This is a genomic window from Mesorhizobium sp. WSM4935 (assembly GCF_029625735.1).
In the GTDB taxonomy this organism is placed as follows: Bacteria; Pseudomonadota; Alphaproteobacteria; order Rhizobiales; family Rhizobiaceae; genus Mesorhizobium.
Window position 1 is genome coordinate 424080 of sequence record NZ_JARTVR010000001.1, and the last position, 18193, is coordinate 442272.

Below are 18193 nucleotides of genomic sequence, written 5' to 3' on the forward strand. Positions count from 1 at the left end.
TGCGCATCGAAGGCTGGCATAGATAGGGGGACCGCATCAGGTGGCGTTTATCCGGGTTTGGATCGGGCGATGCAGCCTGTTAAATCTCTAGCTCCCTGATTCGCGCGACTTGGGAAGCTTGATGCAGCGCTTTGCCGGCCGGATAATTCTGCTGTGGGGGTGGCGGCGGGCGCTGGTGGCGTTTGCCGCCGGAGCGCTGGCGGTGCTCGCCCAGGCGCCTTACGACTTTTTCGCCGTCTGCTTCGTTTCGTTTCCGGTGCTCGTCTGGCTGCTCGACGGCGCCACCAGCGAGGCTTCCGACGGCTGGCTCAAGCGCCTGAGGCCGGCTTTCGCCACCGGCTGGTGGTTCGGCTTCGGCTACTTCCTCGCCGGCCTCTGGTGGATCGGTCAGGCATTGCTGGTCGAGGCAGACAGCTTTGCCTGGGCCTTGCCCTTTGCCGTGGTCGGTATCCCCTTTGCGCTCGCTTTTTTCTATGGCTTTGCGACGGTCGTGGCGCGGCTGTTCTGGAGCAGCGATATCGGCCGCATCGCCGCCCTTGCCTTCGGCTTCGGCCTTGCCGAATGGCTGCGCGACTTCCTCTTCACCGGCTTTCCCTGGAACGCCGTCGGCTACGCGGCGATGCCGGTGCCGCTCCTGATGCAGAGCGTGTCGGTGACCGGAATGATCGGCATGAACGCGCTCGCGGTCTTCCTGTTTTCGCTGCCCGCGCTGGTCGCGGCGCGCCGGCATCTCAGGCTGGGCATCGCCTTATTCGTCATCCTCGTCGCCGCCCATGTCGGCTTCGGCTATTTCAGGCTCGCCACCCCGGTGAAACCGACACGCTCGATCGATGTCCGCATCGTCCAGCCCGCGGTCGATCTCAGCGAAAAGTGGGACGCCTCGGTGCGCGACCGCATCTTTGCAACTTTGCTGGGGATATCGGGGAAAGCGCCGGAAGAAGGGCACGCCAAGCCGCAGCTCATCCTGTGGCCGGAGACGTCGGTGCCGTTCCTGTTCACCGAGCGTCCGGACGCTCTGACGGCATTGGGCGACATGCTGGCCGACGGCCAGATGCTGATTGCCGGTGTCGTGCGCGAGGAGGGTGGATCGGCGAATGCCGGCAGCCGCTATTACAATTCCGTCGTGGCGATCAACGACAAGGGCGAGATCGTCGATGCCGTCGACAAGGTGCATCTGGTGCCCTTCGGCGAGTATCTGCCCTTCGCCGATCTTTTCGAACGCTTCGGCATCGGCCAGCTCGTTGCCGGACCGATGAATTTCGCCGCCGGCAACGGGCGGCATCCGATCGGCGTGCCGGGTGGGCTGCGCGCAGCTCCGTTCATCTGCTACGAGGTGATCTTCCCCGATCTTGTCGCCGTCGACGCTGCGTCATCTGACGTAATTGTGAACGTCACCAACGACGCCTGGTTTGGCGACACGCCGGGCCCGTATCAGCACTTCAGGCAGGCCCAGATCCGTGCGGTGGAGAATGGATTGCCGCTGTTGCGCGCGGCCAACAACGGCATCTCCGCAGTCGTCGATTCGCGCGGGCGTATTCTCGATGCGCTTGCCGTCGACGCGCGCGGCGCCATCGACGCGCATGTGCCGGTCTCTGGGGGTGCCCTCCTGTCTGCCGACCGGCGGCGCATTAACGGATTGCTGATCATGTTGGTGTTTGCGCTGGCGGCCTTCACATTGAATGTAAGGCAGCGGCTACGGGTCAATTGACAGTCGGCACATTAGAAACTCATACTGTAACGCCTAAAATTTTCTCGAAGTCGGTTGGAGGGTTCTGTTGGGGCAGGTGGCTCCGGCTTCGTATGGCGGAACAAAATAGAAAAAGCCGGAAAAATTCGGCGAGGAAAAAATGACAGAAGAGAACAAGAAGAAGCCGAATCCGATCGACATCCATGTCGGGAGTCGCATCCGGCTACGTCGCAATATGCTTGGAATGAGCCAGGAAAAGCTGGGTGAAAATCTCGGCATCACCTTTCAGCAGATCCAGAAGTACGAGAAGGGCACGAACAGGGTTGGCGCCAGCCGTCTGCAGGCGATCGCCTCGATCCTGAGCGTTCCCGTCGCCTTCTTCTTCGAGGATGCCCCGGGCGAGGAGACCGGCGGCAATCGGGGATTTGCCGAAGACTCCTCGATGGCCTTCGCCGTCGAATTCTGCGGCAGTCCCGAAGGGCTTCAGCTCAACCGGGCTTTCGTCAAGATCGGCGACGTCAAGGTGCGCCGCCGGATCATCGATCTGGTGAAGGCGCTCTCCGCCGACGACGCCGATTGACTTTTACCTATGCCGCCAGCGGGGTCCTGCCGCCGGTGGCATAGCCGACCTTGCCTACATTCATGCCAGATCCGTCGCGCCGCTTGACGAGCGGCGCCCGGCACCGCTAACACGTGGCGCGCCAAAATCGGCAGCCCTGCCGATTTTTTTCAAGAGGGGACACCCGTGACGCGGCAGAATTATCTTTTCACCTCGGAATCCGTCTCCGAGGGTCATCCCGACAAAGTCTGTGACCGTATCTCCGACGAGATCGTCGATCTGGTCTATCGCGAAGCCAAGAAGACAGGCATGGATCCGTGGAAGGTGCGCGTCGCCTGCGAGACGCTGGCCACCACCAACCGTGTCGTCATCGCCGGCGAGGTCCGCGTTCCGGACACGCTTTTGAAGAAGGACAAGGCGGGCAACATCCTCAAGGATGCGTCCGGCCACCCCGTGGTCAATCCGGCCAAGTTCAAGTCTGTTGCCCGCAAGGCGATCCGCGAGATCGGCTACGAGCAGTCCGGCTTCCACTGGAAGACCGCCAAGATCGACGTGCTGCTGCATGGCCAGTCGCCCGACATCGGCCAGGGCGTTGACAACGCCGCCGATCGCCAGGGCGAGGAAGGCGCGGGCGATCAGGGCATCATGTTCGGCTACGCCTGCCGTGAAACGCCCGACCTGATGCCGGCGCCGATCTACTACAGCCATAAGATTCTCGAATTGCTGGCCGCGGCACGCCACGAAGGCAATGGCGAGGCCGGCAAGCTCGGCCCCGACGCCAAGAGCCAGGTCACCGTGCGCTATGCCGACGGCAAGGCCGCCGAGGTCACGCAGATCGTGCTCTCCACCCAGCATCTCGATGCGAGCTGGGACTCCAAGAAGGTCCGCAAGGTCGTCGAGCCCTATATCCGCGAGGCGCTTGGTGACTTGAAGATCGCCGAGGACTGCAACTGGTACATCAACCCGACCGGCAAGTTCGTCATAGGCGGGCCTGACGGCGATGCCGGCCTCACCGGCCGCAAGATCATCGTCGACACCTATGGCGGCGCGGCACCGCATGGCGGCGGCGCCTTCTCGGGCAAGGATACCACCAAGGTCGACCGTTCGGCCGCCTATGCGGCGCGCTATCTCGCCAAGAACGTGGTTGCGGCCAAGCTTGCCGACCGCTGCACCATCCAGCTCTCCTACGCCATCGGCGTCGCCCAGCCGCTGTCGGTCTATGTCGACCTGCACGGCACCGGCAAGGTCGAGGAATCGAAGCTCGAAGAGGCGCTGCGCAAGGTGATGGACCTGTCGCCGTCGGGCATCCGCCGCCACCTCGACCTCAACAAGCCGATCTATGCAAAAACCTCGTCCTACGGCCATTTCGGCCGCAAGGCCGGCCGTGACGGCTCCTTCTCCTGGGAGAAGACCGATCTCGCCAAGGCGCTCAAGGACGCCGTCGCCGCCTGACGCCAGCGGACGCAAAGGACAGGCCGAGCCGGGCGACCGAAGGATTCTTCGGCCGCCGGCACGGCAAAACCATACGCCCGCAGCAGGCGATCGCCCTCGAAAGCGGCCTGCGCGAATACCGCATCGACCTGACCGCGCAAGCGCCGGCGGATCTCAGGACCTTGTTCAAGGCACAGGTTTCGGCGCTGCAGCTGGAAATCGGCTTCGGCGGCGGCGAGCACCTCCTGCATCGCGCCACGGAGGCGCCGGAGACCGGCTTCATCGGCGTCGAGCCTTTCGTCAACGGCATGGCCAAAATGATGACGGCGCTCGGCAAGACGCCGCTCGCCAATCTCAGGGTCTATGACGACGACGCCACGCGACTGCTCGACTGGCTGCCGCCAGGATCGCTCGACGGCATCGACCTGCTCTATCCCGATCCATGGCCGAAGAAGAAGCACTGGAAGCGGCGCTTCGTCGGCGCCGCCAATCTCGGGCGATTTGCCCGGGTGCTGAAAGCCGGCGGCAGGTTCCGTTTCGCCTCCGACATCGACAGCTATGTGAACTGGACGCTGCTTGCCTGCCGCGATCACGGCGCCTTCGCTTGGCAAGCAGAGGTCGCTGCCGACTGGCACCGGCCCTATGAAGGCTGGCCCGGCACGCGCTACGAGGCCAAGGCCATCCGCGAGGGACGGCGGCCTGCCTATCTCACCTTTGTCCGGAAATAGTTGGGCGGTGCTCTGTATTGCATTTAACGCTACGGGCGCTATATTGCTGCAAGGAGACAATTATGGCCGCCACGGTTGAACGCAAGGAATACCCGATCTCAATGCGCCTGCCGGAAGCGGACGTGGCGATGATCGATCGTGCCGCCCGTCTCCGGGGCCGGTCCCGCACGGATTTCGTGCGCGATGCCGCCGTGCGCGCAGCCGAGGATGTGCTGATGGACAACCGTCTTGTCCGCATGAGCCCGGAAGGATTCGCTGAGTTCATGCAAGTCCTGTCAACTCCGGCCGCTCCGGTTCCCAACCTGGTGGAACTGGCAAAGCGGCCCGCACCGTGGGAAGCTGGTTACACCACGAAGCGCTGACCGGTGGCCTTATCGGCTCCCGAACCGCTTACCGCAGTTCACGACGTATCCGGATTTTCCTGCGGGAAGCCTGCGCTTGATGAATGGCTGAAAAGCCGCGCGCTCTCCAACCAGGAGAAGGGCTTTACGGCCGTTCTCGTTGTCCACGAAGCCGGCCGGGTGGTCGGATACTACGGATTGGCGCCGACGGCCGTCGTGCCGTCGATCCTGCCTCGGTCGATCCGCACGGGGCAACCGCCCGATCCGGTGCCGTGCCTGCTCCTTGGCCAGCTTGCGACCGATATCGGATGGGCTGGGCGCGGCATCGGCACGGGCCTGGTAAAGCATGCCCTTCAGCGCTGCGTTCAGGCGGCGCAACTGATCGGAGGACGCGCGCTGATGGTCAATGCAGTCGATGCGGAAGCGGCGCAATTCTGGCAGCGCCGGGGATTTCTCCCGACGAGGGACGATCCGCTTGTCTTGTTTCGTTCCATCGCGGCAATCGCCGCGTCGCTCTTGGAGGCCCGAAGGTAAGGCGCCGCGTGCGACGAGATGCGGTTAGAAGCGGCCGATCCGATCGAAAGCGCCCGGATCGATGCCAAGCTTCTTCAGGTCGTCGCGGCGCGGCTTGCGGCCGGCCTCGGCGGCCCGCGCCGCGGCTGCCGCGCTGCCGAATGTGTTGAAGAAATCGTTAATCAAGAAAAACAATCCACGGTCCATATTGCCAACTTCGCGCGCCACCGCGCCCGTCCTTTTCTTTTGAATGCAACATAGATGGGTGCGGCCCGCCGCTGGTTGCAAGGCGGCCTGCCGCATGGGCGCCATGCCTGGCGTGCAACCCTGCCCGCTTCGGGCACACTTCGCGCAAGGCTGCCTGTAGGCTTGAAACACTGGTGGCAATCGTCTATATCAGCCTCAAATTCTTGGTCGGTATGACGAAGAGTGGGTCCACCCGGTCCCGCTCTTTTTTGTTACCCGCCGGCCGGAAGCCAAAGAGCGACAGGAATCTGATGACTGCAACGGCAAGCGAGGCCGACGACCGTATCATCCGCGAAAGCGGCATCGATGCGCGTGTTGCGCTGATCGTGCAGCCGGTGCTCAAGGCCATCGGCTTCCGTCTTGTGCGGGTGCAATTGACCGGCCAGAACGGGCTGACGCTGCAGATCATGGCCGAACGCGAAGACGGCACCATGACCGTCGAGGATTGCGAAGAGGTCAGCCGCGCGGTGTCGCCGGCGCTCGATGTCGAAGATCCGATCGAAAAGGCGTATCATCTCGAAGTGTCCTCGCCCGGTATCGACCGGCCGCTGGTGCGCAAATCGGATTTCACCACCTGGACCGGCCATTTGGTCAAGCTGGAGACGTCGATCCTCATCGGCGACCGCAAGCGCTTCAAGGGCAAGATCGCCGAGGCTGACGCCGACGGCATCCTGGTCGAGCGCGACAAGGCGGCCTATGGCGAGGAGCCGACGGTGCGCGTGCCTTATGACGCGATCGCCGAGGCCCGGCTGGTGCTGACCGACGATCTCATCCGCGATGCCCTGTCGAAGGACAACCGGGCGCGCAAGGAAGCCAGGAAACGCCGCGGCGAAGCGCAAGACGCCGGCGCGGACGAAGAAAACGAAACCGAACAGGAAAGTTGATTGAGTAGCCAGGCCGTGCGCCCGGCGCGAAATCGGGAGAAAGACAATGGTAGTAAGCGCCAACAGGCTTGAACTGCTGCAGATCGCCGATGCGGTCGCGCGTGAAAAGTCGATCGACAAGCAGATCGTCATCGCCGCTATGGCCGATGCGATCCAGAAGGCGGCGCGCTCTCGCTACGGCCAGGAGACCAACATCCGCGCCGACATCAACCCGAACACCGGTGAGATGAAGCTGCAGCGGCTGATGGAAGTGGTCGAGAAGGTCGAGGACTACGCGACTCAGATCGCGCTTTCCACGGCCCGCGAGCGCAACCCCGACGCCCAGATCGGCGACTTCATCGCCGAGCAGCTGCCGCCGATGGATTTCGGCCGCATTGCCGCCCAGTCGGCCAAGCAGGTCATCGTGCAGAAGGTGCGCGAGGCCGAGCGCGACCGGCAGTATGACGAATACAAGGACCGCATCGGCGAGATCGTCAACGGCACCGTCAAGCGTGTCGAATACGGCAACGTCATCGTCGACCTCGGCCGTGGCGAGGCGATCATCCGCCGTGACGAGCTGATCCCGCGCGAGAATTACAAATATGGCGACCGCGTCCGGGCCTATGTCTATGACGTGCGCCGCGAGCAGCGCGGGCCGCAGATTTTCCTGTCGCGCACCCATCCGCAGTTCATGGCCAAGCTCTTCACCATGGAAGTGCCGGAAATCTACGACGGCATCATCGAGATCAAGTCGGTCGCCCGCGATCCGGGCTCGCGCGCCAAGATCGCCGTCATCTCGCGCGACTCTTCGATCGATCCGGTCGGCGCCTGCGTCGGTATGCGCGGCAGCCGCGTCCAGGCGGTGGTCGGCGAGCTGCAGGGCGAGAAGATCGACATCATTCCGTGGTCGCCTTCGGCCGCTTCCTTCATCGTCAACGCGCTGCAGCCGGCCGAGGTCGCCAAGGTGGTGCTTGACGAGGATGCCGAGCGCATCGAGGTGGTGGTGCCGGACGACCAGCTGTCGCTGGCCATCGGCCGCCGCGGCCAGAACGTGCGGCTCGCCTCGCAACTCACCGGCTGGGATATCGACATCCTGACCGAGCAGGAAGAGAGCGAGCGGCGCCAGAAGGAGTTCGTCGAGCGTTCGGCGCTCTTCATGGAAGCTCTCGACGTCGACGAGATGGTCGGCCAGGTGCTCGCCTCCGAAGGCTTCACGAGCGTCGAGGAAGTTGCCTATGTCGATTCGGGCGAAATCTCCTCGATCGACGGCTTCGACGAGGACACCGCTTCGGAGATCCAGACCCGCGCCCGCGAATATCTGGAAAAGATCGAGGCCGAGCACGACGCAAAGCGCAAGGCGCTGGGCGTCAAGGACGAGCTGCGCGAGATTCCCGGCATCACCACCGCTATGATGGTGACGCTCGGCGAGGACGGCGTGAAGACCATCGAGGATTTCGCCGGCTATGCCGCGGACGACCTGATCGGCTGGAAAGAGCGTAAGGACGGCGAGACCAAGGTCTATCCGGGCGTGCTCGCCAACCACGGCGTCTCGCGCGCCGAGGCTGAGCAGATGGTGCTTGCCGCCCGCAAGCAGGCCGGCTGGATCACCGAGGAAGAGCTCGCCGCCGAGCAGGCCGCGGCCGGCGAAACCGTCGGTGCGTGAGGTGACCACCAATCGCAAAGCCCGTAGACGAGATGAACGATCGCACTTGCATCGTTACGCGCAGGCAGGCCGAAGCGGATGAGCTGATCCGCTTCGTCGTCGGCCCCGATTCGGCCGTCGTTCCGGACATCAAGAGAAATCTGCCCGGCCGCGGTTGCTGGGTCACCGCCGATCGCCTACATATCGACAAGGCAGCGGCGAAGAACCTGTTTGCCCGTGCTTTCAAGGCACAGGTGACCGTTCCGGCCGATATCGGCGGCATGGTTGACGGGCTGCTCTCCAGATCCGCTCTGGGCATGCTCGGCCTTGCTCGCAAGGCGGGCGCCGTCGTTCTTGGCGCCGCCAAGGTCGAGAGCGCGGTGCGCGACGGGCAGGCGTTGCTCGTGCTGCATGCGACCGAGGCCTCGGACGATGGCGTCCGTAAGATCAGTCAGGCGCGGCGGGCAACCGTCCATCTCGGCGGTCCCGCCATCCTTGCCTACAAACTTTTTCCCGAGGCCGAGTTGAGCTTGGCATTGGGGGGTACAAATGTGATACATGCTGCCGTCCTCGCGCAGGACGCGGGACTGGCGGTTGAGAAGCGCGTTGTTGCGCTCGACCGATATCGGGGCGGTACCCCGAACGATCTGGCAATGCTTGCGGCCGTTGCTGACGAAGATGATGCCGCAGAGGATATGGAATGAACGATACGAAATCGGGCGACGACAAGACGTTGAGCGTTACGCCGAAGAAGACCTTGACGCTGAAGCGCCCCGGCCTCGAGCAGGGCACCGTGCGCCAGAATTTCTCGCATGGCCGTACCAAGTCGGTCGTGGTCGAGACCAAGAAGCGCAAGTTCTCGCTGCCTGGCGACAAGCCGGAGCCGGCGGCGCCGTCCGTCTTCGCGCCTAAGCCCGCCGCGGCTCCTGTCGCCGCCGCGCCTGCCGTGCAGGAAGCGCCGAAGGCGCCGCCTCCGCCGCCGGAGCGTTCCGGCATGGTTCTGAATGAACTCTCGCGCGGCGAGATGGAGGCGCGCCGCAGGGCGCTGGAGGGGTCCAAGGCTCGCGAGGCGGAGGATCGTCAGCGTGCTCTGGAAGATGCCAAGCGCCGCGCCGAGGAGGAAGAACGCCGCAAGCGCGAGCGCGAGGAATCCGCGCGCCGTCAGGCCGAGGAAGAAGCGCGCCTCCAGGCCGAGGCTGAATCCCGGCGCCGCGCCGAGGAAGAGGCTCGCCGTCGCGCGCCGCTGGCCGCCGACGTTGCCGCGGCCGATGACGAGGAAGAGGTGAAGCCCAGGCGCTCAGGCGCCGGTGGTCCGGCCAGCGCGCCGGCGCGCCGCCTCGCCACGCCCGAAGTGGCTCGTCCGGCCAGGCCCGCCAAGGGTGAGGACGACCGCCGCCGCGGCAAGCTGACGCTGAACTCGGCGCTGTCGGACGACGACGCGCGCGGACGCTCGCTGTCGTCGATGCGCCGCCGCCAGGAGAAGTTCAAACGCGCGATGCATAATGAGCCGCGCGAGAAAGTCATGCGTGAAGTGATCCTGCCTGAAACCATCACCATCCAGGAGCTGGCGCAGCGCATGTCCGAGCGCGCCGTGGATGTGGTCAAGTTCTTCATGAAGCAGGGCCAGATGATGAAGCCGGGCGACGTCATCGACGCCGACACGGCCGAGCTGGTGGCTTCCGAATTCGGCCACACGGTCCGCCGCGTTGCCGAATCCGACATCGAGGAAGGCCTGTTCAACATCGCCGACCGCGAGGAAGACCTGGTCTCGCGCCCGCCTGTCGTGACCATCATGGGCCATGTCGACCACGGCAAGACCTCGCTGCTCGACGCCATCCGCAACGCCAATGTCGTCTCCGGCGAGGCCGGCGGCATCACCCAGCATATCGGTGCCTACCAGGTCGAGAAGAACGGTCAGAAGATCACCTTCATCGACACGCCCGGCCACGCCGCCTTCACGGCCATGCGCGCCCGCGGCGCCCAGGTCACCGACATCGCGGTGCTGGTGGTCGCGGCTGACGACAGCGTGATGCCGCAGACGATCGAATCGATCAACCACGCCAAGGCGGCCGGCGTGCCGATCATCGTGGCGATCAACAAGATCGACAAGCGCGACGCCGACCCGCAGAAGGTGCGCGCCGAGCTGCTGCGCCATGAGGTGTTCGTCGAGTCGATGGGCGGCGAGGTGCTGGACGTCGAGGTCTCGGCGACCAAGGGCACCAATATCGACAAGCTGCTTGAGGCGATCCTGCTGCAGGCTGAAATCCTCGACCTCAAGGCCAATCCGGACCGCACCGCCGAAGGCGCGGTGATCGAGGCCAAGCTCGACAAGGGCCGCGGCCCTGTCGCCACCGTCCTGGTGCAGACCGGCACGCTGATGCCGGGCGACATCCTCGTCGCCGGCAACGAATGGGGCCGTGTGCGCGCGCTGGTCAACGACCGCGGCGAGCATGTGCCGGAAGCGCCGCCGGCAATGCCGGTCGAGGTGCTCGGCCTCCAGGGCACGCCGCAGGCAGGCGACCGCTTCGCCGTCGTCAATAACGAGGCGCGCGCCCGCGAGATCACCGAATACCGTCAGCGCCTGGCGCGCGAGAAGGCGGTGGCCAAGCATGCCGGCCAGCGCGGCTCGCTCGAGCAGATGATGTCGCAGTTGCAGACGAGCGGGCTGAAGGAGTTCCCGCTGGTCGTCAAGGGCGACGTGCAGGGCTCGATCGAGGCGATCAATGCCGCTCTCGAAAAGCTCGGCAATGACGAGGTCAGGGTGCGGATTGTTCATTCGGGCGCCGGCGGCATCACCGAAAGCGACGTTTCGCTGGCCGAGACGTCGGGTGCCGCAATCATCGGCTTCAACGTCCGCGCCAACGCGCAGGCGCGCACCGCGGCCGCCTCCGCGGGCATCGAGATCCGCTACTACTCGATCATCTACAACCTCGTCGACGACGTGAAGGCGGCCCTTTCCGGCATGCTCTCGCCGGAGCGCCGCGAGACCTTCATCGGCAATGCGGAGATCCTCGAGATCTTCGACATCTCGAAGGTCGGCAAGATCGCCGGCTGCCGCGTCACCGAAGGCAAGGTCGAGCGTGGTGCCGGCGTGCGCCTGATCCGCGACAACGTCGTCGTCCACGAAGGCACGCTGAAAACCCTCAAGCGCTTCAAGGACGAGGTTTCGGAAGTGCCGGCCGGCCAGGAATGCGGCATGGCCTTCCAGAACTACGAGGACATGCGCGTCGGTGACATCATCGAGTGCTTCCGCGTCGAGATGGTGAGCAGGACGCTCTAAATTCGGGTATACTTGCCGGAATGAAACGGGCGGCGGCCGCAAGGCTGCCGCCCAGACCGCTTATGCATTTTGAGACATGCGGCGTGGTCCCATCCCGCGCTCCACGATTTCAGGACCGAAGAATATGTCCCGTTCGACACAGTCAGGCCCCTCCCAGCGCATGCTGCGCGTCGGCGAGCAGGTGCGTCATGCGCTCTCCGAGACCTTGCAGCGCGGCGAGATCATCGACCCGGTGATCGAGAACAGCGTCGTGTCGGTCTCCGAAGTGCGCATGTCGCCCGACCTCAAGATCGCCACCGCCTTCGTCTCGCCGCTTGGCGCGGGCGACGACAGCGCCGTGGTCGAGGCGCTCAACAGGCATGCGAAATTCATCCGCGGCCGTGTCTCCGGCGCGTTGAGGCAGATGAAGTACATGCCGGAGTTCCGCTTCCGGCTCGATACCTCCTTCGACAATTTCGCCAAGATCAATGACCTGCTGAGATCGCCCGAAGTCGCGCGCGATCTCGGCGACGGCAAGAACAACGACAAGGACGAGAACTAGGTGGCGCGTCGCGGCAAGAAAAAGGGGCGGCCGGTCTCCGGCTGGGTGGTGCTGGACAAGCCGGTGGGCATGGGCTCGACCGAGGCCGTGTCCAAGATCAAGTGGCTGTTCCAGGCCGAGAAGGCAGGCCATGCCGGCACGCTCGATCCGCTCGCCTCCGGCATGCTGCCGATCGCGCTTGGCGAGGCGACCAAGACCGTGCCTTATGTGCAGGATGGCGCCAAGGTCTACCGCTTCACCGTCGCCTGGGGTGAGGAGCGCTCGACCGACGACCTCGAAGGTCCGGTGACCGACAGCTCCGACCGCCGCCCGGCCGAGGCCGAGGTGCGGGCGCTCCTGCCGAAATACACCGGCGTCATCATGCAGACGCCGCCGCAGTTCTCCGCCATCAAGATCGCCGGCGAGCGCGCCTACGACCTCGCCCGCGACGGTGAGGCGGTCGAGATCCCGGCGCGTGAGATCGAGATCGGCCGCCTCGACATCGTCGAGCATGGCGCTGACAAAACCGTCTTCGAGGTCGAATGCGGCAAGGGCACCTATGTGCGCTCGCTGGCCCGCGACATGGGTCGCGACCTCGGCTGCTTCGGCCATATCGCCGAGCTGCGGCGCGTCGAGGTCGAGCCGTTCACGGCCGAGGATTTCGTCACCGTCGCCGAGCTCGAAGCGGCCCGCTTCGGCGACAAGGCAGAAGCGGGCCTGGACGAAGACGCGGCTCCGGTCGATTTCAACGCTATCGACGCGTTGCTTGTCGAAACGGCGGCGGCGCTCGACTGCCTGCCGCAGGTCGCCGTCAGCGACGACGCAGCAACCAAGATCCGCCTCGGCAATCCCGTCATCATTCGCGGCCGCGACGCGCCGGTCGAGGCCGAGGAGGCCTGCGCCACCGCGCGCGGCAGGCTCGTCGCCATCGGCGCCATCGAGCAGGGCATGTTCAAGCCCAAGCGGGTCTTTGCCGGGTGAATCCGGTGCAGGTGTTTGTTGTTCGCGTAATCCCGGACGGAAAACTGCTGCACACTTCTCCTGGAATCGCTCTAATCTCCGGCTGAGCGCGAAAGCCGCGGGAACTCATGGCAAAGGCTGACACTGGCAAGAAAAGGGCGCCGCTGAAAACCCGTCGGCCACCGGTCGGCGCGTCGCCCGGCACGCTTATCGCCGATCCGGCGGCGCGGCGCAGCGAGCTTCGGCTGACGCTGATCTCACCAGAGAAATACAAAACAATCGACAATGCCTCGATCGACGATCTCAACACCCATTGTGAGAAATGGCCTGTCGTCTGGCTGGATTGCACAGGGCTTGCCAACATCCCGCTGATCGAGGAGATCGGCCGCATCTTCGACCTGCACCCGCTGGCGCTGGAGGATGTCGTCAACACCGGACAGCGGCCCAAGGTGGATTTCTACGAGGATCATGCCTTCGTCGTCATGCGCATGATCGACGACGTCACCGCGCATCGCTACGAGCAGATCGCGCTGTTTTTCGGCGGCAATTTCGTCGTCACCTTCCAGGAGCGCGAGGGCGATCCGTTCGATCCGGTGCGCAAGCGCATTGCCGGCGCGATGCCCAACCGGCTCCGCTCGCGAGGCGCCGATTATCTCGCCTACGCGCTGATCGATGCCATCGTCGATAGCTATTTCCCGCCCATCGAGGCGGCGAGCGAAACGGTCGACGGCATCGAGGACGAGATGCTGAACAAGCCGCACAAGCACCAGATGCGGCAGCTGCATGAACTGCGGCGCGACGCCAACGTGCTGAAAGGCGTGCTGTGGCCGATGCGCGACGCGCTGGCGACGCTGATCCGCAACGACGTGCCCTTCGTGAAGACCGAGACCAAGATATTCTTCAACGACACGCTCGATCATTCGCTGCGCCTGATCGAGCTGGTCGAGAACCAGCGCGACATGCTCACCGGCCTGATCGAGATGCATGTCTCGCTTACCCAGGCCCGTACCAACGACGTCATTTCCTATCTGACCATCGTCTCGGTGATCTTCATGCCGCTGACGTTCCTGGTCGGCGTCTGGGGCATGAATTTCGATCCGGAAAGCTCGCCCTGGAACATGCCCGAGCTGAAGGCCTATTACGGCTATCCGGCCTCGCTCATGTTCATGGCGATCATTGCGGTCGGCCTGATCGCGTTCTTCAAATGGAAAAAGTGGCTGTAGCCTTTGAGTTCGCCTGAAGCGCGTCGCGAGCTTTCAGATTCGCTCCCCGGGCTTTAGGTTTGATTTTGCGCATGTCTTTGCGCCGAAACCGCTTCCCACTTTCGGGGGACATGCTTTGGTTTTCGCAACCACAACCTGCGACAAGCCGGCTTGACAATTGGGCTGGTGTTTTTTCCGGAATTGCACTATATGCGCCGCAGCTTCGCGCCCTGACGCGTTGCTTGCACCGGCCCCTGCTGGACGACATCCCGGCTGTGGGCGTCCCGTTTCCTCCAACAGATAAGGAAAAGCACGATGTCGATCACTGCCGATCGCAAGAAGGAATTGATGACCGAATTCGCAACCGCCAAGGGCGACACCGGATCTCCGGAAGTCCAGGTTGCCATCCTTTCCGAGCGCATCAAGAACCTGACCGAGCACTTCAAGGACCACAAGAAGGATAACCATTCCCGCCGTGGCCTGCTTGCCCTGGTCTCCCAGCGCCGCAGCCTGCTTGACTATCTCAAGCGCAAGGATGACGCGCGCTATCAGACGCTGATCGACAAGCTCGGTCTGCGTCGCTGACGAATTGACCGGCGGGCTCTCATAGGGCCCGCCGGTCGCGCATTGGCACATCGGATGAGCCGGTGTGATAATGTCTGGGCGCGATGCGCTCATGAAATTCGTATTCGCGCAGGGCGCGTCCCGGAAACAGCGATTTCCGGCGTCATGCGCAAAGCTGGCCGATCAATCGGTCAAACCCGGTTCCGAACGCGCAGAGGGCCATTCGGAACCGCCCATGGACGGTCATGGGGCAGGATTGCAGGATGCTCGCTCGGCTTGTGAGCCGGACCTTATCGAGCTTCCCGTTGTCTTGCCCGTGGCTGCCCGAAGGAAGCCAGGAAGGGAGAACCCGCGACCGTTAGGACGGCGCGGCCCTTTCCGCATATGAAGGACAAGATATGTTCAATCAACACAAAGTGGAAATCGAATGGGGCGGGCGTCCGCTCATTCTGGAAACCGGCAAGATCGCGCGCCAGGCTGACGGCGCGGTGCTCGCCACCTATGGCGAGACCGTCGTTCTCGCCACCGTCGTCTCGATGAAGGAGCCGAAGCCCGGCCTCGATTTCTTCCCGCTTACCGTCAACTACCAGGAAAAGACCTATGCCGCCGGCAAGATCCCGGGCGGCTATTTCAAGCGCGAGGGCCGTCCGAGCGAGAAGGAAACGCTGGTTTCGCGCCTGATCGACCGCCCGATTCGCCCGCTTTTCGCCGACGGCTACAAGAACGATACCCAGATCGTCGTCACCGTCGTCCAGCATGACCTCGAGAACGATCCGGATATCCTGTCGATCGTCGCCACCTCCGCCGCGCTCACGCTTTCGGGCGTGCCCTTCATGGGCCCGATCGGCGGCGCCCGCGTCGGCTACATCAACGGCGAATATGTGCTCAACCCGCATATCGACGAGATGGAGGAATCCAAGCTCGATCTCGTCGTCGCCGGCACCGCCGACGCCGTGCTGATGGTCGAATCCGAGGCCAAGGAACTCTCCGAGGATCTGATGCTCGGCGCCGTCATGTTCGGCCACAAGAGCTTCCAGCCGGTGATTGACGCCATCATCAAGCTGGCAGAGGTCGCCGCCAAGGAGCCGCGCGACTTCACCGCGCCGGATTATTCCGAGCTCGAAGGCGAGATGCTGAAGGTCGTCGGCGACGAGCTTCGCGAGGCCTACAAGATCACCGACAAGCAGTCGCGCTATGCCGCGGTCGACGCTGTCAAGGCGAAGGTCAAGGCCGCGTTCGCTCCGGCCGAAGGCGAGGAAGCCAAGTATACCGCCGAGCAGATCGGCACCGTCTTCAAGGAACTCCAGGCCAAGGTCGTGCGCTGGAACATCCTCGACACCGGCTCGCGCATCGACGGTCGCGATCTCAAGACGGTCCGCAAGATCGTCTCCGAGGTCGGCGTCCTGCCGCGCACCCATGGTTCGGCGCTGTTCACCCGCGGTGAAACCCAGGCGCTGGTCGTTGCGACGCTGGGCACCGGCGAGGACGAGCAGTTCGTCGATTCGCTGACCGGCATGTACAAGGAGAAGTTCCTTCTCCACTACAACTTCCCGCCCTATTCGGTCGGTGAGACCGGCCGTATGGGCTCGCCGGGCCGTCGCGAGATCGGCCATGGCAAGCTGGCCTGGCGCGCCATCCATCCGATGCTGCCGAATGCCGAGCAATTCCCCTACACGCTGCGCGTCGTCTCGGAGATCACCGAATCCAACGGCTCGTCCTCGATGGCGACCGTCTGCGGCACCTCGCTGGCGCTGATGGATGCCGGCGTGCCGATCGCCAAGCCCGTGGCCGGCATCGCCATGGGCCTGATCAAGGAAGGCGAGCGCTTTGCGGTGCTCTCCGACATCCTGGGCGACGAGGACCATCTCGGCGACATGGACTTCAAGGTCGCCGGCACCGCCAACGGCGTCACCTCGCTGCAGATGGACATCAAGATCGACGGCATCACCGAGGAGATCATGGGCATCGCGCTTGCCCAGGCCAAGGATGGCCGCCTGCATATTCTGGGTGAGATGGCGCATGCGATCTCCGGCGCCCGCTCCGAGCTCGGCGAGTTCGCGCCGCGCATCGAGGTCATGCATATCCCGACCGACAAGATCCGCGACGTCATCGGCTCCGGCGGCAAGGTGATCCGCGAGATCGTCGAGAAGACCGGCGCCAAGATCAACATCGAGGACGACGGCACCGTCAAGATCGCTTCGGCGAACGCCAAGGAGATCGAGGCGGCGAAGAAGTGGATACACACCATCGTCGCCGAGCCGGAAGTCGGCGAGATCTACGAAGGCACCGTCGTCAAGACGGCCGACTTCGGCGCGTTCGTCAATTTCTTCGGCCCTCGCGATGGTCTCGTCCACATCTCGCAGCTCGCCAATGAGCGCGTCGCCAAGACCTCCGACGTCGTCAAGGAAGGCGACAAGGTTTGGGTCAAGCTGATGGGCTTCGACGAGCGCGGCAAGGTCCGCCTGTCGATGAAGGTGGTCGACCAGGCGACCGGCAAGGAAATCGTCCAGGAAAAGAAGAAGGCCGAAGGCGAGGAAGACGCCGCCTGATCGGCCTGGCCGGGTAAATCCCGGATCGGATAAGTTCAAGACGGGCGCGCCGCGAGGTGGCGCCCGTTTTGCTTGAAGGGGTATGCGAATGGCCGCGGAGCCGCTGAAGACGCTGTTCTATCCGTTCGAGGCCGAGGCGCTGCCTCTGCCGCGGAAGAATGCCCGCGTGCTTTTTCTGGGCGCCGAGCCCGGCTTCCGTCTGCCTGCCGGCTTCGAGGCGGCGCTGCATCTCGTGCAGGGGTTCAGGCCACATTTTCGCGCCTTGCAGGCGTCCGGCCACACGGTCACGCCGCGTGCGGAGGGCGAGGGCTACGACATCGCTCTCGTGCTCACCGGCCGCCATCGCGGGCAAAATGAGTTACGCGTCGCCGAAGCGGTCGAGCGAACCGCTCCGGGCGCGCCTGTCGTCGTTGCCGGCAGCAAGGATGACGGCGTCGACAGCCTGCGCAAGCGGATCAACATGCTGGCGCCGCTCGAAGGCCATCGGCCGAAGCATCACGGCGTTGCTTTCTGGTTCCGGCGGACCGGCATGGAGACAGCCGTGGCGCTGCGCGCCGGCAACCCCGACCATGTCATCGAAGGCGGCTTCAAAACCGCGCCTGGCATGTTCTCCTTCGATCGGATCGATGCCGGGTCGAAACTGCTGGCCGCGAACCTGCCTGACGATCTCAAAGGCAATGTCGCCGATTTCTGCGCCGGCTGGGGTTATCTGGCGGCGGAAGTCCTGCAGCGCCGGCAAGGCCTCACCGCGCTCGATCTCTACGAAGCTGATTTCGAGGCCCTGGAGGCGGCCAGGCTGAATGTCCACGGTGTCATCGAGCCGCGCTTTTTCTGGATCGATCTTCTCACCGAGGCGGTCGAACGGCGCTACGACACAATCGTCATGAACCCGCCTTTCCACAGCGGCCGCGCCGCCGAGCCAGGAATCGGCGCCGGCATGATCCGCGCGGCGTCGAAGGCGCTGAAACCGGGCGGCCGCCTGTTCATGGTGGCCAACCGACAGCTTCCTTACGAACAGGTGCTCTCGGCAGCCTTCGCCAGTCATGCCGAGATCGCCCGCGACGGCATGTTCAAGGTGTTTTCGGCGCGCCGCTGAAACGCCTGTTGG

At 64.1% G+C, this 18193-nt stretch carries 17 protein-coding genes; 16 read left to right on the forward strand and 1 reads right to left on the reverse strand.

The genetic code is table 11. The features are described from left to right. Nucleotides 1–121 precede the first annotated feature (121 nt). From lnt to P9273_RS02020, 6 genes are all read left to right on the forward strand, one after another. The gene (gene lnt / locus P9273_RS01995; protein ID WP_278047392.1) at nt 122–1708 is read left to right on the forward strand and encodes an apolipoprotein N-acyltransferase; all 1587 of its coding nucleotides are present in this window, start codon (nt 122–124) and stop codon (nt 1706–1708) included. 139 nt (nt 1709–1847) lie between these two features. Beyond that, on the forward strand, nt 1848–2267 hold the full coding sequence (locus P9273_RS02000; protein ID WP_040993989.1) for a helix-turn-helix domain-containing protein: 420 nt from the start codon (nt 1848–1850) through the stop codon (nt 2265–2267). A gap of 165 nt (nt 2268–2432) precedes the next feature. Further along, complete coding sequence (metK, locus tag P9273_RS02005) at nt 2433–3698, forward strand: methionine adenosyltransferase (RefSeq protein WP_040993990.1); 1266 nt, start codon at nt 2433–2435, stop codon at nt 3696–3698. Continuing rightward, nucleotides 3695–4405, forward strand: coding sequence for a tRNA (guanine(46)-N(7))-methyltransferase TrmB (trmB, locus tag P9273_RS02010; protein ID WP_278047782.1), 711 nt, complete (start codon nt 3695–3697; stop codon nt 4403–4405). The genes metK and trmB overlap by 4 nt, the downstream gene beginning before the upstream one ends. Nucleotides 4406–4467: 62 nt before the next feature. Further along, entirely contained in the window at nt 4468–4767 is a 300-nt protein-coding gene (locus P9273_RS02015) for a type II toxin-antitoxin system TacA family antitoxin (protein ID WP_278047393.1), read from the forward strand. 3 nt (nt 4768–4770) lie between these two features. Next, nucleotides 4771–5280, forward strand: coding sequence for a GNAT family N-acetyltransferase (locus P9273_RS02020; RefSeq protein ID WP_278047394.1), 510 nt, complete (start codon nt 4771–4773; stop codon nt 5278–5280). A 24-nt stretch (nt 5281–5304) separates the two neighbouring features. On the opposite strand, the gene P9273_RS02025 is transcribed toward P9273_RS02020, so the two are convergent. Next, a complete protein-coding gene (locus tag P9273_RS02025) occupies nt 5305–5562 on the reverse strand; it encodes a hypothetical protein (protein WP_278047803.1) in 258 nt (85 codons plus the stop codon). A gap of 194 nt (nt 5563–5756) precedes the next feature. Here P9273_RS02025 and rimP point away from each other — a divergent pair, with 194 nt between their 5' ends. The 10 genes from rimP (at nt 5757) to P9273_RS02075 (ending at nt 18181) form a co-directional block, all read left to right on the forward strand. Next, entirely contained in the window at nt 5757–6389 is a 633-nt protein-coding gene (rimP, locus tag P9273_RS02030; protein ID WP_278047395.1) for a ribosome maturation factor RimP, read from the forward strand. A gap of 46 nt (nt 6390–6435) precedes the next feature. Then, nucleotides 6436–8031 (forward strand): transcription termination factor NusA, encoded by a 1596-nt coding sequence (gene nusA, locus P9273_RS02035; RefSeq protein WP_040993996.1) that lies wholly within the window; start codon nt 6436–6438, stop codon nt 8029–8031. A 32-nt stretch (nt 8032–8063) separates the two neighbouring features. Then, nucleotides 8064–8714 carry an RNA-binding protein gene (locus P9273_RS02040; protein WP_278047396.1) on the forward strand — a complete coding sequence of 217 codons (651 nt, stop codon included), beginning with the start codon at nt 8064–8066 and terminating at the stop codon, nt 8712–8714. Continuing rightward, nucleotides 8711–11290, forward strand: coding sequence for a translation initiation factor IF-2 (infB, locus tag P9273_RS02045; RefSeq protein ID WP_278047397.1), 2580 nt, complete (start codon nt 8711–8713; stop codon nt 11288–11290). Before P9273_RS02040 ends, infB begins: the two co-directional genes overlap by 4 nt. A gap of 124 nt (nt 11291–11414) precedes the next feature. Beyond that, the gene (rbfA, locus tag P9273_RS02050) at nt 11415–11831 is read left to right on the forward strand and encodes a 30S ribosome-binding factor RbfA (RefSeq protein WP_278047398.1); all 417 of its coding nucleotides are present in this window, start codon (nt 11415–11417) and stop codon (nt 11829–11831) included. After that, on the forward strand, nt 11832–12791 hold the full coding sequence (gene truB / locus P9273_RS02055; protein ID WP_278047399.1) for a tRNA pseudouridine(55) synthase TruB: 960 nt from the start codon (nt 11832–11834) through the stop codon (nt 12789–12791). Nucleotides 12792–12898: 107 nt separating this feature from the next. Then, nucleotides 12899–13993, forward strand: coding sequence for a magnesium/cobalt transporter CorA (corA, locus tag P9273_RS02060; protein WP_278047400.1), 1095 nt, complete (start codon nt 12899–12901; stop codon nt 13991–13993). Between the two features lie 294 nt (nt 13994–14287). Next, entirely contained in the window at nt 14288–14557 is a 270-nt protein-coding gene (gene rpsO, locus P9273_RS02065) for a 30S ribosomal protein S15 (protein WP_027165894.1), read from the forward strand. A gap of 377 nt (nt 14558–14934) precedes the next feature. After that, a complete protein-coding gene (gene pnp, locus P9273_RS02070) occupies nt 14935–17085 on the forward strand; it encodes a polyribonucleotide nucleotidyltransferase (protein ID WP_040994002.1) in 2151 nt (716 codons plus the stop codon). 88 nt (nt 17086–17173) lie between these two features. Continuing rightward, on the forward strand, nt 17174–18181 hold the full coding sequence (locus tag P9273_RS02075; RefSeq protein ID WP_278047401.1) for a class I SAM-dependent methyltransferase: 1008 nt from the start codon (nt 17174–17176) through the stop codon (nt 18179–18181). Nucleotides 18182–18193: the final 12 nt, after the last annotated feature.

Bases quoted from the DNA above. Each gene is read 5' to 3' on its own strand.
- lnt (WP_278047392.1), top strand. From the start codon at position 122: ATGCAGCGCTTTGCCGGCCGGATAATTCTGCTGTGGGGGTGGCGGCGG.
- P9273_RS02000 (WP_040993989.1), top strand. From the start codon at position 1,848: ATGACAGAAGAGAACAAGAAGAAGCCGAATCCGATCGACATCCATGTC.
- P9273_RS02015 (WP_278047393.1), top strand. From the start codon at position 4,468: ATGGCCGCCACGGTTGAACGCAAGGAATACCCGATCTCAATGCGCCTG.
- P9273_RS02025 (WP_278047803.1), bottom strand. From the start codon at position 5,562: ATGCGGCAGGCCGCCTTGCAACCAGCGGCGGGCCGCACCCATCTATGT.
- rimP (WP_278047395.1), top strand. From the start codon at position 5,757: ATGACTGCAACGGCAAGCGAGGCCGACGACCGTATCATCCGCGAAAGC.
- nusA (WP_040993996.1), top strand. From the start codon at position 6,436: ATGGTAGTAAGCGCCAACAGGCTTGAACTGCTGCAGATCGCCGATGCG.
- P9273_RS02040 (WP_278047396.1), top strand. From the start codon at position 8,064: ATGAACGATCGCACTTGCATCGTTACGCGCAGGCAGGCCGAAGCGGAT.
- infB (WP_278047397.1), top strand. From the start codon at position 8,711: ATGAACGATACGAAATCGGGCGACGACAAGACGTTGAGCGTTACGCCG.
- rbfA (WP_278047398.1), top strand. From the start codon at position 11,415: ATGTCCCGTTCGACACAGTCAGGCCCCTCCCAGCGCATGCTGCGCGTC.
- corA (WP_278047400.1), top strand. From the start codon at position 12,899: ATGGCAAAGGCTGACACTGGCAAGAAAAGGGCGCCGCTGAAAACCCGT.
- rpsO (WP_027165894.1), top strand. From the start codon at position 14,288: ATGTCGATCACTGCCGATCGCAAGAAGGAATTGATGACCGAATTCGCA.
- pnp (WP_040994002.1), top strand. From the start codon at position 14,935: ATGTTCAATCAACACAAAGTGGAAATCGAATGGGGCGGGCGTCCGCTC.
- P9273_RS02075 (WP_278047401.1), top strand. From the start codon at position 17,174: ATGGCCGCGGAGCCGCTGAAGACGCTGTTCTATCCGTTCGAGGCCGAG.